The sequence below is a fragment of the Mucilaginibacter aquatilis genome (assembly GCF_009755275.1).
Taxonomy (GTDB): domain Bacteria; phylum Bacteroidota; class Bacteroidia; order Sphingobacteriales; family Sphingobacteriaceae; genus Mucilaginibacter; species Mucilaginibacter aquatilis.
Genome location: NZ_WQLA01000005.1, coordinates 190319 through 207458, shown reverse-complemented (window position 1 = coordinate 207458; position 17140 = coordinate 190319). Strand labels below are relative to the sequence as shown.

The 17140-nt window shown below is 42.0% G+C and carries 15 protein-coding genes; 11 read left to right on the top strand and 4 right to left on the bottom strand.

What is annotated here, in order from left to right:
- Positions 1-43 precede the first annotated feature (43 nt).
- The 5 genes from GO816_RS13560 to GO816_RS13540 all read left to right on the top strand — a co-directional run bounded on the left by GO816_RS13560 (position 44) and on the right by GO816_RS13540 (position 3784).
- Positions 44-466, top strand: coding sequence for an IPExxxVDY family protein (locus GO816_RS13560; RefSeq protein ID WP_157542476.1), 423 nt, complete (start codon positions 44-46; stop codon positions 464-466).
- A 66-nt stretch (positions 467-532) separates the two neighbouring features.
- Positions 533-1969 carry a pyruvate kinase gene (gene pyk, locus GO816_RS13555; RefSeq protein WP_157542475.1) on the top strand — a complete coding sequence of 479 codons (1437 nt, stop codon included), beginning with the start codon at positions 533-535 and terminating at the stop codon, positions 1967-1969.
- A 99-nt stretch (positions 1970-2068) separates the two neighbouring features.
- A complete protein-coding gene (dtd, locus tag GO816_RS13550) occupies positions 2069-2527 on the top strand; it encodes a D-aminoacyl-tRNA deacylase (RefSeq protein WP_157542474.1) in 459 nt (152 codons plus the stop codon).
- A 47-nt stretch (positions 2528-2574) separates the two neighbouring features.
- Positions 2575-2904: a nucleotide pyrophosphohydrolase gene (locus tag GO816_RS13545; RefSeq protein WP_157542473.1), complete on the top strand. Its 330-nt coding sequence runs from the start codon at positions 2575-2577 to the stop codon at positions 2902-2904.
- Between the two features lie 4 nt (positions 2905-2908).
- Entirely contained in the window at positions 2909-3784 is an 876-nt protein-coding gene (locus GO816_RS13540; protein WP_157542472.1) for a DUF4349 domain-containing protein, read from the top strand.
- 53 nt (positions 3785-3837) lie between these two features.
- Here the strand turns inward: GO816_RS13540 and GO816_RS13535 are convergent, their stop codons facing one another.
- The 4 genes from GO816_RS13535 to GO816_RS13520 form a co-directional block, all read right to left on the bottom strand.
- Complete coding sequence (locus GO816_RS13535; RefSeq protein WP_157542471.1) at positions 3838-4590, bottom strand: 2-phosphosulfolactate phosphatase; 753 nt, start codon at positions 4588-4590, stop codon at positions 3838-3840.
- Between the two features lie 105 nt (positions 4591-4695).
- A complete protein-coding gene (locus GO816_RS13530; protein ID WP_157542470.1) occupies positions 4696-5373 on the bottom strand; it encodes a metal-dependent hydrolase in 678 nt (225 codons plus the stop codon).
- A gap of 66 nt (positions 5374-5439) precedes the next feature.
- A complete protein-coding gene (locus GO816_RS13525; RefSeq protein WP_157542469.1) occupies positions 5440-5745 on the bottom strand; it encodes a YbaB/EbfC family nucleoid-associated protein in 306 nt (101 codons plus the stop codon).
- A gap of 91 nt (positions 5746-5836) precedes the next feature.
- A complete protein-coding gene (locus tag GO816_RS13520; protein ID WP_157542468.1) occupies positions 5837-7042 on the bottom strand; it encodes a serine hydrolase domain-containing protein in 1206 nt (401 codons plus the stop codon).
- Positions 7043-7372: 330 nt separating this feature from the next.
- Between GO816_RS13520 and GO816_RS13515 the strand changes: the two genes are divergently transcribed.
- The 6 genes from GO816_RS13515 (at position 7373) to GO816_RS13490 (ending at position 17084) form a co-directional block, all read left to right on the top strand.
- The gene (locus GO816_RS13515) at positions 7373-7942 is read left to right on the top strand and encodes an RNA polymerase sigma factor (RefSeq protein WP_157542467.1); all 570 of its coding nucleotides are present in this window, start codon (positions 7373-7375) and stop codon (positions 7940-7942) included.
- A gap of 79 nt (positions 7943-8021) precedes the next feature.
- Positions 8022-9041: a FecR family protein gene (locus GO816_RS13510; protein WP_157542466.1), complete on the top strand. Its 1020-nt coding sequence runs from the start codon at positions 8022-8024 to the stop codon at positions 9039-9041.
- A gap of 111 nt (positions 9042-9152) precedes the next feature.
- Positions 9153-12587 (top strand): SusC/RagA family TonB-linked outer membrane protein, encoded by a 3435-nt coding sequence (locus GO816_RS13505; protein ID WP_232336573.1) that lies wholly within the window; start codon positions 9153-9155, stop codon positions 12585-12587.
- A 10-nt stretch (positions 12588-12597) separates the two neighbouring features.
- Positions 12598-14112: a SusD/RagB family nutrient-binding outer membrane lipoprotein gene (locus tag GO816_RS13500; protein ID WP_157542465.1), complete on the top strand. Its 1515-nt coding sequence runs from the start codon at positions 12598-12600 to the stop codon at positions 14110-14112.
- 35 nt (positions 14113-14147) lie between these two features.
- Positions 14148-15641 carry a DUF5689 domain-containing protein gene (locus GO816_RS13495; protein ID WP_157542464.1) on the top strand — a complete coding sequence of 498 codons (1494 nt, stop codon included), beginning with the start codon at positions 14148-14150 and terminating at the stop codon, positions 15639-15641.
- Between the two features lie 51 nt (positions 15642-15692).
- A complete protein-coding gene (locus tag GO816_RS13490) occupies positions 15693-17084 on the top strand; it encodes a calcineurin-like phosphoesterase C-terminal domain-containing protein (protein ID WP_157542463.1) in 1392 nt (463 codons plus the stop codon).
- The last annotated feature ends 56 nt before the right edge of the window (positions 17085-17140 follow it).

Below are 17140 nucleotides of genomic sequence, written 5' to 3'. Positions count from 1 at the left end.
TTCAGTTAGTAGTTTTGCAACTCAAAATATTTAATATATAGTTTTGACAAAAAAGGTTTTAAAGTTTGAGATAGAACTGGACTTCGTGCTGATTGCTATCAACACCCCTTTGAAAGACTACCGGGTTTGTCACTTTATCAATAAATATCTCAACTTCGATTTTAAAAAACAACCCGACCTGGCCGTTGATATTTACCAGGGAATTACCGAGCCGGCACTGTTTTCTATTTACCATTACGTTTGGGAAAATACCGAAACTGATTTTTATTTTATTGCAAATAAAGGCTCTGATGGCCTCTTAATACCCGAAATGCGCGAGGTTGACTACTTTTTTATGATCAAGAATTTTATTGATGATACTGACCTTAATAATGTAATAAGCCAGCTAAACCGCATACCAGAAATTATGGCCGCGGTAAAGATTGAACCTAAAAAGATAAAATCACGGGAAAATCTGTTATTTTAGCGGCGTTTTAAAAGTGTAATATTTACACACTAACATTAATTTAACACGACCAGATAAAACCAACATATGAAATTATCGTATAACCGAACTAAGATTGTGGCCACCATGGGCCCGGCATCTGCAAAAAAAGATGTTTTATTAGCTATGGTGAAAGCGGGTGTAAACGTTTGCCGACTTAATTTTTCGCACGGTAAGCCCGAAGATCACCAAAAAACCATTAATCTCATTCGCGAGATTAACGAGCAATACAAAACCAACATTGCTATGCTGGCCGATTTACAAGGCCCTAAAATTCGCATAGGCCTGGTTAAAGATGGCGGTATTCATCTTATTAATGGTAAGCATATCAATATGACTACCAATGAGTGTATTGGCGACGAAAATAACATTTACATTACTTACGAAACCTTCCCGCAGGATGTACAGGCTAACGAAATTATTTTGTTAGATGATGGAAAATTACAGTTGCGTGTTATTGAAACCAACCGTAAAGATAACGTTTTATGCGAAGTTGTACACGGTGGAATCTTAACGTCACGTAAAGGTGTAAACCTGCCAAACACTAAAGTATCAATCCCAAGCTTAACCGAGGAAGATTTGGTTAACCTGCAGTTTGTTTTACAAAATGATGTAGAGTGGATTGGTCTTTCTTTCGTTCGTAAAGCCGAAGACATTATTGATCTTAAACGCATCATTCGTGAAAACGGTAAAGCTTCACGCGTTATTGCTAAGATTGAGAAGCCTGAAGCTATCGAAAATATCGACGAGATTATTGCAGCTACCGACGGCGTAATGGTTGCCCGTGGTGACCTGGGTGTTGAAATGCCGATGGAAGAAGTTCCGTTATTGCAAAAAATGATTGCGAGCAAATGTCGCGCAGCTTCAAAACCGGTAATTGTAGCCACCCAAATGCTGGAAAGCATGATTACCACCCCGCGCCCAACCCGTGCCGAGGTGAACGACGTAGCTAACTCGGTACTAGACGGTGCTGATGCAGTTATGCTTAGCGGTGAAACATCGGTAGGCGAGTTTCCGGTTATTGTTATCGAAACAATGGCTAAAATTGTTCGTAACGTTGAAGAGCTTGGCTATCCGTTCAATAAAACTAAAGATGTATACGAGGAAAACGTAACTGCTAATGGTTTAAGCAATGCTGTTTGCGAATCGGCAGTGCATTTATCAGAGCATACCGGCGCTGTTGGTATCGTATCAATGACTTTTTCGGGTTACACTGCTTTTGAAATTTCAAGCCATCGTCCTAAAGCCAGTACCTACATCTTTACGTCAAACAGGCAGTTGCTTAATTCTTTGAGCCTTGTATGGGGCGTTAAGGCTTTCTATTACGATGAATTAGAGAGTACTGATAAAACCATTGCCGATGTTAACAACATCCTTAAATCAGAGAATTTGGTTGAAGTAGGCGATGTGGTTATCAACACTGCTGCTACGCCAATATCAGCTCAGGGTAAAACCAACATGATTAAAGTAAGCGTTATTGAATAGTTGTTAACGTTTAACAAACATAAAAAGGCCGTTCTGCTAAAAGAACGGCCTTTTTTTATAAACAACATTTTTGCAACTTGAGCATTTAATACTCAACTTATGAGAGCAGTACTACAACGAGTTACCGAAGCTGCCTGCCGCGTTGATGGCCAGGTTACCGGCGAAATAAAAACCGGATTTCTGGTTTTACTAGGCATTGAAGATGCCGACACTATAGATGATGCCCAATGGCTTGCTCAAAAAATTGTGGGTATGCGTGTATTTGGTGATGATAATGGTCTCATGAATAAAGCATTAGCCGATGTGGATGGCCGCATACTGCTGGTATCGCAGTTTACGCTGTTTGCACAAACTAAGAAAGGTAACCGCCCGTCGTTTATACGTGCTGCACGGCCAGATAAGGCTATACCGCTTTACGAGCAAATGATAAGCATACTCAATAACCTTACAGGCCATTTAACCCAAACCGGCGTATTTGGTGCCGATATGAAAATAAGCCTTAATAACGATGGACCGGTAACTATTGTGATGGACACCAAAGACAGGGACAACTTTTAATAATGCTTATAAACATCAAATGAAGCAAATACTGCTACTTTTAAACCATGACAATTAAAGAGGCCCAGGAACTTGTTGATAGGTGGATAAACACTACCGGTATACGTTATTTTAACGAGCTAACTAATACCGCTATGCTAATGGAAGAGGTTGGTGAGGTTGCCCGTATTATGGCCAGGCAGTATGGTGAGCAATCATTTAAAAAATCGGACACCGAGGTTAATTTGGCTGATGAAATGGCCGATGTGCTTTTTGTATTAATTTGCCTGGCCAATCAAACCGGTATTGACCTGACCGAGGCCTTGGAAAAAAACCTGGACAAAAAAACAATACGCGATACCGAGCGCCATCGTAATAACGAGAAACTTAAACCATAGATATATGAGACAGTTAATTTGGAGTTTGTTTTTAATAAGCACTTTGTTTGCTTGTAAAAACAACAGTAAACAAGCTGATTTTCAAACTCAGGAAATGGCTTTAGCGGCTCCTCCACCGGCAAGCTCCCCTCTTAGCGAGGCCGATAGGGTTGATGCGGTAAAGATGCCTCCCGAAGTTAATAGTGCTAGTGTCATAGATAAAAAGATTATCAAAGAAGGCTCAATTGTTTTTGAAACCAACGATATACAAGCTACACGTAAGATTATTACTGATAGCTTGAAAAGATTGGGTGGTTATGTAGGGGAAGAAAGAGAAAGCAACAACAGCGAGGTAAACCGTAAAGAATACACGTTGAGCGTACGTATACCGGCGCAAAACTTTGAAAAGTTTTTAAACACCGTATCAACCTCAGCTGACCGCATTGAGTCAAAAAATATATCGTCGAGAGATGTAACCACTGAGTATATTGATGTTACTACGCGTCTTAACAACCAAAAATTGTTGGAGAACCGGTATAAAGACCTGCTGCAAAAAGCCTCTAAAATGGCCGATGTACTGGAAGTTGAGAACAAACTGAGCGAAATTCGCACCAATATTGAAGCTACGCAAGGACAATTAAACTACCTCAATAAACAAGTTGCTTACAGCTCATTAGATGTTACTTTTTTTACAGAGACAGCCGTTAAGGGTGGTGATGGCAATGGTTTTAGCTATAAGTTTAAACGTGCCCTTGGCGATAGTTGGGAGTTACTTGAAAGCTTGTTCTTTGGCATAATAACGTTATGGCCTGTATTATTAATTATTGGTGTAATTGTATGGCTAGCGCGCATTTGGTTACGCAAAAGGAGAAGCAAAAAAGTTATTACTTCAGCGCCATAAAGCAACGTATTGATGTAAAACATTGATGCCGGTGAAACCGGCATCATATTCTTCTATATACTAAGTTTTACTAGTTTTTCCTCCTCTAATACCGGGATAGCGGTAGTTAAATCTATCTGCAAACAAAAGGCAATATCTTTTTCAATGCCTAGCTTTTTAAGGCGTTCGCCATGAGAGGTTTTTTTGAGGTATTGGGTTATATCTTCTTTACCTAGCTGGAACAGGTCATTGGCAGCAATGGCTGGGTCATCAAGTTTAAACTGCAAATCTTTAAGTTGATCTACAACCGCACCGGCAAACAGGGTGTCTTCCAGGTTGAAATTATTTTTCCAGCCCGAGCACACCAGCAGTATATTTTCATTCTGTGTTCGTAACCAGTTGCAAAGTGCTGTTAGGTTAAGGAAAGAGCCAATAACCACACGCTTGGCTTTGCGCGATAAATGCAGGGCGTGAGTGCCGTTAGTTGTTGTTAACACAACAGTTTTACCGTTAACCTTTTCGGGCGTGTAGGCAAAAGGCGAGTTCCCGAAATCAAAACCTGAAACAACCTCGCCGTTACGTTCGGCAGCCAGTAAGTAGCCTAAACCTTTTTCGCGGTAAGCAGCACATTCCTCTACCTCGGCAACAGGTATAATAGCTTCGGCACCATTTTCAATACCGTAGCAAATAGACGTGGTAGCACGAAATATATCAATGATAACCACAATTGAGTTTTCAACCTTGTACAGTGGTATTAAAGCCGGTGTTAAGCAAACTTCTAATTGTGGTGCAGTTTGATGTTGATGGTTGTCCTGTTCGTTATTCAATTTCTATTATGTTTTTAATTAAAAAAGCGGTAGCCCGCAAAGATATTTATCTCTATGATAATTTGCCAGTCTACCGCTTTTATAACATTGCTAAAGCAACGTTAATTATAGCTCGATGCTTTCACCAATTGCCGGAAGCTTTAGGTTAAGGCCGGCTTTGAGGAATTTTTCCTTTGCTTCATCCTTGTCAATTTTAATTACCGGGAAAGTGTCATAGTGTACGCCTACTACATCTTTACAAGCAATAAAATCACATGCTTTAACGGCATCTTCGATGCCCATTGTGTAATTATCACCAATAGGTAATATTGCCCAGTCAAGCTCTTCTTCGGCCAGCAATTTCATATCAAAGGTAAGGGCGGTGTCACCGGCAAAGTAAATCTTCTTGCCCTCGGCGTAAATTACAAAGCCTGCAGGTACGCCTGCATAGCTGCCATCGGGCATTGAGCTGGAGTGCAGGGCATATACCATTTTCACTTTGCCAAAATCAAAATTAAAGCTGCCGCCAATGTTCATGCCATGGGCATCGGGCACACCGTTATTTCCAAGCCAGCCGGCTATTTCGGCAATGCAAATTACTTTGGCACCGCTTTGCTTTTGTATAGGAAGCAAGTCGGCAACATGGTCGCCGTGCCCGTGCGATACCAGTATATAATCTGGCTTCAAGGCGTTAACATCAATATGCTTAGCCAAATCATTAGGCGTTATAAACGGATCAAATAACAGGGTTTTACCACCGGTTTGAATTTCAACCGTTGAGTGGCCGTAATAGGTAAGTTTCATAGTTAGCTTGTTTAATGTTTAAAGCAAAAAAATAGCGTAGTTGTTTAAGCACAAAATTTATTGTAATTATTGGCCAAACATGCCACCTAAATCGCCAAACATGTTTTTCGTCATGGCGGCCATCTCAGTTTGGCTAACGTTTTCTGCTTGCTCTAATGCCTTGTTAACGGCTAATACCATTAACTCTTCAAGCTCTTCTTTATCGGCTTCTTTCATAAAAGCCTCGTCAATGGTAATGTTTTGTATCACTTTGTTTGCGTTGGCAGTTACGGTTATTTTGCCACCTTCAACACTACCGCTTACGGTAACACCATCCAGGCGTTTTTTCATTTCGCCAGCTTTTTGCTGGGCCTCAAATAGTTTATCGAACATATGGTTTGAATTATAAGTTGATTGTAGAGTGGTTGGCTAAGTTAACATTGCTAATAATTAAAGCTTATAACTGATCAACCACTCACTAATGTTAATCTTCTGCTGTTTCGCCGGTACCTTTGTAGGCATCTTTACGCACAACGGGCATGCCTGTAGCTTTAAATAAGTCATCTAAATGCAGCAAGCTGCCGTTTACTAAGTTTCCTAACAAAACAATGGTGACATCGTTTTTGAGGTCGCGCAGAAATATATGCCTGAAGCCATGCCACCAACCCGTATGGTATACTACTTTGTCTTTAGAGCTTTCAAATATCCTCCAGCCGTATCCGTAACTAAAATGACCACGAATTAGTGGTTGTACCTGAGCTTTATAAGCTGAATCTTGTGTTGCAGGTTTTAATAGCCTGCCCGCCCTTAGCGCCCGGTCAAATAAATATAAATCGCCGATGGTGCTGTAAATGCCTTTATCGCCAACAGGGCCATCTAAAAAGTTTTGTGCTACCGAGTAACGCCAGCTATTACGGTCATGGCCCACAACATCTGCCGGAATTTTGTCATAAACAGCTTTAGAGTAAACCGCTGTATGCGTCATGCCCGATGGTTTGAAAATGTTTTCCTGCATAAATTGGGCGTATGGCATACCGGTAACTTTTTCAATAATGGCACCCAACACCATGTAATTGGAGTTGTTATACAAAAAACGCACGTTGGGCTTATTAAACGGTGCAGGTTTATACTCAGCAATTAAATCCATCACCTGCTGGTTTGTAATGCCTTTTTTTTGATCGCGGTGCTCTTTACGGTACAGGCCATCAATAAAATAAACATAGTTCATCATGCCCGAGCGGTGCGTAAGCAGCAGGCGTATGGTTACACCCTCATAAGGAAAGTTAGGATAAAAATTGCGCACATCCTGGTCAAGCTTTAGCTTTCCTTGCTCCCAAAGCATCATAATGGCTGTGCCGGTCATGGTTTTTGAAACGGATGCCAGTTCAAACTTAGAGTCTAGCTTTAAGCTGTCGCGGGTGAGGTGGTTTGCCCAGCCAAAAGCACCTTCATAAATAATTTTACCTTTTTTAGCTACCAAAACGTTGCCGTTAAAGGCACTCTTTTTATGCAGGCGTTGCATAAATGCATCCACTTCTTTGTCTGCATCTTTTGGGTCGTATTTAAGAAGCTTTTGGGGCTCAAAGGGTTTGTCGGTATTTTTTACACCATTTTTTGAGGAAGAATTGGAACACGACGCCAATACGCTAATGGCAAGTGTACCGGCCAGGACAATTTTGTGCAATATCATTATCTAAAGAAGGCTTCGCATTTAAACGATGGCGAAAATCAGAAATTATAATCCGGTTAAAAAGTAAAAGTTTTAATTATTTTATTTTAAGTATTTGTTAGCTCTGCATTAACTCAGCAATCCTTTAAAATTAAGAGTTGTAACTCGTTTGATCCAAGCTGTCACTGAAATTCACAAATTATCATTAATACCTGCACGTTGAAGAAAGTTACGCTGTATTGAGTGACCTTGATTGCCAAATTAATAATGCAAGCATGATGTGTAATTAATGATGTCTTAACATGCTAGGGGCATTTTTGTGATGGTAAATATTAACATACGAACTCAAGCATGTACCTGCAATTAAGCGATGAGGAATTAGTGGGCCTTTTAAAGGTAGACGACCATTTGGCTCTTGAAAATTTATTTAATCGTTACTACAAAAGCTTATGCCAGCTAAGTGCCGTTTACACCAAAGATTTTGAGATAGCAGAGGAAGTAGTTGCTAATATGTTTATGAAATTATGGGATACACGCAACGACCTGAATTTGCAAAACGTTAAGGGCTATTTATCGGTTTCAATACGTAACGCCTCCATTAACCAATTACAAAGAAAGAAACTTGTTGTTGAATCGATTGATGAGGTTGCTCATCAGTTAAGCAACATAGCAGATGAACTTACGCCACTCAATATTATCACCGGGCGCGAATCATACAACAGAATACTGAAACTCATTGATACCTTACCTGCGTCACAGCGGGAAGTGTTGCTGATGAGTCATGTTGATAATTTAAGCAAGCACGAGATAGCAGCCATTTCAGATATTTCGGTGCGTACTGTTGAAACCACCCTTTATCAATCAGTAAAAAAACTCAGGCTGTTATTAAAAGATTTTTACAATTCGGCTGCGAGTAATTAACCATTTCTTAACGCATTCATAACGTAATCCGCTACGTATAGGCGCTGCTTAAATCTGTCTTTAGTGTAGAAACAGATTAATGGAAGAGCAAAGCTATCGTTTAATTACAGCTTATTTTGAAAAGACCATCAGCGATGAAGGCCTGACGCAATTGCGCGAGTGGATTGAGGAAAGTCCTGCCAATCTTGCGCAATTCAGTGAAACCATTCAAATACTTGAAGCTTCAAAAGCTTATACCGCTCAGCCGCTTAACCAACAAAAAAGCTGGGTTGGCATACAGCAATATATAAATCAACCTTTAAAAGCTAAAAACACCCGCATACTAAGGTACAAGTGGCTTGCAGCTGCGGCAATCCTGCTGGCTGTTTGTAGTACTACATTAGCTTGGTATAAGCACATGCTTAATGCCTTAACATCAATTGAGTATGCTGAAGTAAGTAATGTTAACGGCCGCCATACTAAGGTTTACCTGCCCGATAGTTCTGTAGTTTACCTTAGCGGTGGTAGTAAAATTAAGTTTGCCAAAGGCTTTGATGGCAAAACCCGCAATGTACAGTTGAACGGTGAAGCTTTTTTTGATGTTGTGCATCAAGCCAAACCATTTGTAGTAAGCAGCGGCAAAATTTCAACCGTGGTACTTGGTACCTCATTTAATGTAAAAGCTTATAGCAGCCAGCAAAAAGTAACAGTTACCGTTAAAAGTGGCAAGGTTGGGGTTTTGGCCACAGTAAACGGAAAAAGAAAGCTGGTAAAGTACCTTACTCCTGATGAGCAGATAGAAATAAACACGCTTAACGGTTTATATGCATTTGGGCAAACCGATGCACATGCTGTAAGCGGCTGGATAAATAACGATTTAAGCTTTTACAATACTGCCCTAACAGATATTGCACAATCAATTGAGCATCATTACGGCGTACATATTGATTTTACCGACCCTGAGCAAGGGCACGTTAAGCTTACAACAAAATTCGATAATGTTTCGCTAAAACAGGTAATGCAAACCCTAAGTGAGCTTTCAGGCCTTGCTTATACGCAAAAGGGTAATCAGTTTTTCTTTACAAACACCAATCAAAAAGGAGGAAGCATAATGAGATAGACTTTTCCTTTATCCCTTTTTTAAATAAAAAAGCCAGGCGGTTGCTGGTAACAACTCCCGGCTCCAAAAAATTTAAATTCACGACTAAATAAGTATAAATTAAGTAAATATATGAAAAAATCATGGTTATTGGCCATTGTGGTTTTTTTTCAAATGGCATTTGCGCTTGCTAATGTGTATGCACAAACCATTAACAAAAAGATAACTTTCGGGGCGGGCGGCATCACACTCAAAGCAGCCTTCAACCAAATCGAAAAGTTGGGTGGCGTAACAATCAGCTACAGCAACTCGGCTTTTAATGATAAACGTACCGTTACGTTAAACCGTGCTGAGCGCACCGTGCAGGAAACACTCAACCTGCTGCTTAGGGGTACAAACTTTACTATTAAACCATCAGGATCAAATATTTTATTGGTTGCTGCCGAGAGCCGCAATAACGTGGTAATAAGAGGAACCGTAATTGATGATGACGACCAGCAACCGCTTATAGGTGTAACTATCAGTAACGATCAAAAACGTACACTGTCAGTAACCAACACAGCCGGGCAGTTCAGCATCAACGTTCCGGCGGGAAGTGCAGTTACCATTGGTTACATAGGCTACACCTCACAAACTGCAAAATATAACACCAGCCAAAATAATATGGTTGTACGCCTAAAACGCGGAGCTAGCGAATTACAAGAAGTTGTAGTAACGGCTTTAGGTATAAAACGCGAAGAGAAATCTTTAGGCTATGCGGCAACTGTTGTGAAAAGCGAGCAGCTGACGGATGCACTTTCTAATAACTGGACCGATGCATTATCGGGTAAAGTAGCAGGCTTAAACCTGGTAAGATCAAACAGCGGACCAACGGGATCAAACAAAATTATATTACGCGGCGAAAACAACATCACCGGTGATAATGAAGCATTGATTGTGGTAGATGGTGTGGTAATAAACCAGGGTAGCGGAAGGCGTACAGGTAACGCAGGCGAGTCGGTTTACGCCACATCGAGCGATAACCTGCCTGCCGACTACGGAAGTAATATTAATGACATAAACCCTGAAGATATTGAAACAGTTACCGTGCTTAAAGGCCCGGGTGCCTCGGCTTTGTACGGTCAGCGCGGTGCTAACGGTGCTATTATCATAACTACAAAATCGGGCAATCCTAAACGCAAGGGTTTGGGTATAACCATTAATTCAAACTTAAGCCTTGAAACAGTTAACCGCTGGCCCGATTTGCAGTATGAATATGGGCAAGGAACTGCCGGCTTAAACTATTACTCATTCGGTGCCGGGCCCGATGGTGCAAGTACCAGTGCAACAAGTTCGGCTTACGGGCCAAAGTTTGATGGTCAGATGTTCTATCAACTTGATCCGGTAACGCAGGCACAGTCAACCGTGCGTACGCCCTGGGTGCCTTACAAAAACCAAAGCCGCCAGTTTTTCGAAACTGCACATACGTATACCAACTCGGTAAGTATTGATGGCGGTAACGATAAAACATCAGCCCGTTTCTCGGCAACCAACGTGCGTAACAGCTGGATTACACCAAACACCGGTTACGGCCGTAACACCATTGCATTATCTGTAAATACAAAGGTAAATGATAAGCTTACCATATCATCAAAAGTAAATTATAACAACAAATCGAGTGATAATTTGCCGGGTGCAGGTTATGGTAACCAGTCGTTAATGTACTGGTACATATTCTGGCAGCCAAATGCCGATTTAAACTGGTTAAAAAATTACTGGCGCAACGGACAAACCGGTCGTCAAATATTTTATCCTTTCAGCTCCTTCCCTGAAAACCCTTATGCGGTGTCATATGAGTTCATCAACCGCTCAAACCGTAACTCAATTACAGGCAACCTGCAGGGGACTTACAACTTTACCAAAGAGTTAAGCTTAAGCTTGAGGGCAACGCTTGATATGGGTTACGAGATGCGTGCCCAGGAGCGCCCGTATGATGCCGGAAGTAAATATCCTAAAGGTTCATTCCGTACTCAAAACATATTCTCGCAAGAAGCCGGCGGCGATTTCTTATTACGTTATAACAAAAAAGTAAATAAGGATTTAACCGTAACTGCAACGGCGGGGGGTAGTATGTTGCGTAACACTTACAACCGTGATGAGATACGTGCCGACTCATTGGTTTATCCTGGACTGTATACTATGGCTAACGCTAAAGGAGGTACCCGCATTGCGCTTCCGTATAAAGAGCGTTATGCGCTTAACAGCTTTTACGGGCTATTATCAACCAGCTATAAAGAATACCTCTTTTTAGATTTAACTGCCCGCCAGGACTGGAACAGTACACTGGCTACCAGAACGCGTACCAGTAATGTTGGGTTCTTCTATCCATCGGCCAGTGTAAGCTTCCTGCCTTCTGAAGCATTTAAACTGCCATCAGCTTTCAACTACGCTAAAGTAAGGGCATCGTTTGCACAGGTAGGCAGCGGTGGTACTACACCTTACCAAACTGTGTTTAACTACGCTACTTCAACAGGTTACCCGGGCACGGTTAATCCGGGTTCATTAACCAATCCTGATCTTAAGCCGTTACGCACTACAACTTTTGAGGTAGGTGCCGAAGCTAAATTATTTAATAACCGCTTTGGTTTTGATATAGCATTATACAGCGGTAACACAAAAGATCAGATTCTTACCCGCCGTTTAGACAGGGCATCGGGCTATGAAAATGCTGTAGTAAACCTTGGAAGGGTAAACAACCAGGGTATAGAAATTTCATTGAACGGTACACCGGTTAAAAACTCAAAATCATTCAGCTGGACGGTATTTGGTACTTTCTCAGCAAATAAAAACACCATAAAAGAAGTTGATAGTGCATTTGTTATACGCTACGGACCTGTAGGCGGCGGACAAATTGTAGCAAATATTGGCGGCAGTATGGGCGATATGTGGGGCCGTGGTTATGTACGTGCACCTGACGGGCAAATAGTTTACGATCCTGCTACCGGCTATGCCAAATTATCAAGCGAGGTTTTATACCTGGGTAACACCATTCCAAAATGGCGTGCAAGCATGGGCCAAACTTTTAAATATAAACGTTTTAGTCTTAATGTATTATTTGATGCACAGTACGGTGCTGTAGCATATTCATTAACGAATTATAAGCTTACAGAGCAGGGTAAAACTACCAACACGCTTCCGGGCCGTTATAACGGTATTATTGGCAACGGTGTAATTCAAAACGCCGATGGTAGCTACCGTCCTAATAACGTAGTTGCTAATGATATTGACAACTACTACCGCTCGCATTACGGTATTGACAATGCTGAAGGTAATACCTTCTCAACCGACTTCCTTAAGTTTCGCGAGGCCAGGCTTGATTATACTTTCTCGCCCAAATTCACATCAAGGCTGGGCATACAGCGCCTTACTGCAGGTGTTTACGGCCGTAACCTGTTTATATGGACCAAGTGGCCGGTTTTTGATCCTGAGTTTGGTACCCTGTCTGGTACTGACATTGTGCAGGGCTTCGAAACGGCACAATTCCCATCAACACGAACCTTTGGTTTCAATTTAGTTATTGGCTTATAATTTTTTTAAGATGAAAAGATATACACACTTTATTAAGCTGATGATTGCCTGTGTTGCAATTGCTGCTACATCGTGTAAAAAAGACTTTATCGATATTAACACCAATCCTAACGGATTAACAAACGTATTACCCGAGCAGTTATTAGGGCCATCGTTAGTAAACACGGTATCATACAATATGCTGCGCAGTCGTACGGTAAACAACGAGCTAATGCAGGTTACTGTTGACCAGGGCGATAGCGAAGGGCGTATTTTCAGGTATGATATACGCAACAGCGTTGGTGATTATACGTGGAATGGCTGGTACTCACAGCTGGTAAATTTTAAAGATATATATAGCGTTGCCAGTGTTGAACCAAATTACAACGAAACCTATATGGGCATATCACTTATATGCCAGTCGTGGATATCATCACTGCTTACGGATACCTATGGTGATGTGCCTTATTTTCAAGCCGGAAAGGCGCGCGACAGCGTGATTTTCACCCCACGATTTGACAGGCAGAAAGACATTTACCTTGACATTTTTACCAAGCTTGAAGAGGCTAATACCCGACTTGGTAAAGGCGCAAATATATCAGGAGGTGCTATTGACCCGGTTTATGGTGGTAATGCCGCTAAATGGCGCCGCTTTGGAAATAGCTTATACCTGCGTTTATTGATGCGCCTTTCAGGCAAAACAGAAGTATCAGCACAGTGCATAGCTAAAATCAAAGAGATTGTTGATACTAAAGCTACTGACTACCCTATTATGGCCAGCAATGATGATGCAGCGGTGTTAAGGTGGACAGGTACTAACTTTTTAACATCACCTTTTGTTGGTAATAATATAGGTAACGTTAGAGCTCAGGATTTTAGAGCACAGCCAATTACAGAGTTTTTTATTGGCAACCTCACTACCTGGAATGATCCGCGTATAGCACAAAACCGTTGGTCAATAGCACCTTATCAGGGAGCGTTTGTAGGTATCCCGAGTGGTTATGCACCCGGTCAGGGCATGGTTGGTAAGTCATACTTTTACGCTACCGACAGTAATTTTCCAACAACCCTCATGACAGAACCTTTGATGGGTAATATCATGAACTTTTCGGAATTGCAATTTTTACTGGCCGAGGCTGCTGCCAAAGGCTGGATAAGCAATGCTGCCGAAACTTACTATAAAAACGGTGTAACTGCAGGTATAACATTTTGGCTTCCAACATATGTTTTTAATGTTGATACCTATTTGCAGGGAGCAGACATTGCCTGGAAGAATGATGCTACCATCGATCAAAAAATGGAGCTTATACATCTGCAAAAATATTACTCCATGTTTTACACCGATTTTCAGCAGTGGTTTGAGTACCGCCGTACCGGTCACCCCATTTTGCCTAAAGGCAACGGGCTGCGTAATAACGGTGTAATGCCTGCAAGGTTAACCTACCCGGTTTACCTGCAATCAGCCAACCCTGTTAATTACAAGCTTGCTGTAGCGGCACAAGGTGCTGATGTGATAAGCACACAGGTATGGTGGCAAAAGCCCTAATCATTTATTCAAGTAATTACAAATATCAAGACACAATGAAAAAGATACATTTGTTTATGATTGTAATTGCAGCGGCAGTTTTTGCCGGTTGCAAAAAAGACAATTATCCCGGCGGTGTACCGGGGCCTACCATAGCTGTATTAGATTTACGGGCAGTTTACAAGGGTAGTGATGTTATATTAAGCGAAGAGAACCTTGGCGGCGCCAAACAGTTTGTAGGCGTAGTGATATCTGACCCTGCACAGGGTAACCAACCATCAGGTAACGTAGTGATACAAAACTATGGCCGTAATAAGCTTTTAAGGGGCATAAGCGTAGTTATGGGTGCTGCGGCAACTAATTACCAGGCCGGTGATTCGGTACAGGTTGTTATTACTGGTTCAACTTTAACCCGGGTAAATGGTACTCTAGCAGTTACCAATGTTCCCGAAGCTAACGTAACCAAGCTTGGACGTGTAAACTCTTATAACGTACGTGCGGCAAACTCTGCAGCCATTGCAGCTGCTCCTGATAGTTATGAAAGTACACTAATTTCAATTAGCAATGCCATAACCGAACCGGAACCTGTAGCAGGTGATACCTATGCGGGCGATAAAGTTATAAACGACGGTTTCGCAAAAATGACTTTGCATACCGAAGCTAATGCAAAATTTGCCACTACCCAATTACCGGCCAACGCAAACTTTATAGGTATAGCAGTTACCGGTACTGATGGTAAAATACAACTGTGGCCACGCCGTATAAACGAAATTCGTCCATTGCCGCTTATAAGGCCATCAGCAGTAATCATAACCGGCTACCTAACAAATCCAACGGGGGCCGATAATAATTATGAGTATGTTCAACTCAAAGCCACGCGCGATATTGATTTTGCCGTAACTAACTTTTCGTTGGTTACCTGTAATAACGCAGGTTCGGGTCCGGTACCGGTTAACGGTTGGGCTATTGGTGGCACGCGTTCTTATAAATTCAACCTTACATCCGGAACGGTTAAAAAAGGGCAGTATTTTTATGTAGGCGGCAACAAAAATATTTTTGGAGCAAATTCAACTGATATGAGCAGTTCTGTTTGGGCAAACAGCACATTATACTCCAATGTGAACGGTGCCGATTTTGGTACGGCAACAACTAACCTGCTTGCTAACAGCGGTAACATTGCCGGTATAGCTGTGTTTCAAGGAACTACTGTTGATGGGTCGACGGTGCCGTTAGATGTTATTATGTACGGTGGTGCCGGTAACTTTTACTCGGCTGGTCCGCCCGAAATTGGCTACCGTGTTACCAATACCGATTACTATGGCACTATTAACCCTATAAGCGGAGCTCTACAAAACTTTTACGGTTCAGGTACCAACACGCAAAAATTAGGACTGCCTGCAAACGAAAACTTTGTACAGTTGGGTGGCGTGTACGATGCCGTATCAGGCAGGTGGACTACACCACGAACTTTAACCAGTATACCATTAACCCCTACATCGCCGGTTACCACTTTAGAGGTTGGCGATACCTTCACTAAAATTGTAAATTAATACGTTCAGCCAGGCAAATTTGTAAAGGTTTGCCTGGTTTAATTATTCACTATGAACCGCAGATTATTCATACAACGGTCGCTGGTTATTACCGGCGCGTTAACCCTTCGTTTTAGAAATACTTTTGGCTTTAACCGCCCCGCAGCGGTTACAGGTAAGGTAACTGCTAACGGAAAGCCATTGGCTAATGTGTTAATATCAGATGGGTTTAGCATTGTACCTACCGGCGCTGATGGCAGCTATCAGCTCACTCCTGCTCCAAAGGCCGAATTTGTTTTCATCAGCATACCTTCGGGTTACGAGTTTCCGCACGAAAAATTTATTGCCCGCCATTACCGCCGTTTGAGCGAGGGTAACAACCTGAACTTTGAGCTGGTGCCGTTAAAGCAAAATGATAACAAACATACCTTCATTGTTTGGGCCGATCCGCAGGTGCGTAACAAAAAAGACGTTGCTCAAATGATGGCGCAATCAGTACCCGATACCCGTAAAACAGTTAAATCATTAGCCGGTCAGTTGGTGCATGGTATAGGTGTGGGCGATTTGGCCTGGGACAACCTGGAGTTTTTCAATGATTATGATAAAGCCATCGGCCAAATTGGAGTGCCATTTTTTCAGGGCTTAGGTAATCATGATATGGACTACCGCCAGGGCGGAGATGAAACTTCAGACCGTACTTTCAAAAAGCAATACGGGCCTACTTACTATTCATTTAACCGTGGCCGGGCTCACTACGTAATGATTGATGATGTACGCTACCTGGGCCGCGAACGCGAGTATGATGGCTATATAACTGAAGAGCAGCTAGAGTGGCTTGAAAAAGATTTGCAGTACGTTAAAAAAGACGCCCTTCTCATTATTTGCCTGCATATACCGGTTTACAATCAGGTAAAAAATAATAAAGCTTTGTACCGCTTATTAAGGCCGTTCAAAAACGTGCATATCATGTCGGGTCATACCCATTACAACGAAAACAACGTTGACGGTAATATTTACGAGCATAATCATGGTACCGTATGTGGGGCATGGTGGACCGGCCCTGTTTGCGAAGACGGTTGTCCGCGCGGTTACGCTGTTTACAGCGTTGAGGGTAATGACATGAAGTGGTATTATAAGAGCATGGATACCGATAAATCGAACCAGTTATCGTTATACATTGACGAAGAAGGAAAAGCATTTGCCAATGTGTATAACTGGGATCCGAAATGGAAGGTGGAATATTGGATAGACGGGCAATATAAAGGTGTGATGAAAAACGAGCCCGGCCTTGATCCAATAGCTACCAAGCTGTACCTGGGCGATAAATTACCGGCCGGCCGCACCTTCCCTGAGCCACGCGAAACCAAGCACCTTTTTGTTGCTAAGATGAAAGAAGGCAAGAAAATAAAAGTAGTGGCTACTGACCGCTTTGGCGATAAGTATGAGCGCGAAATGGAAGCGTAGAAACTTTTACAGCTCATAAATATTCCCGCATTGTCATTTCGAGCGATAGCGAGAAA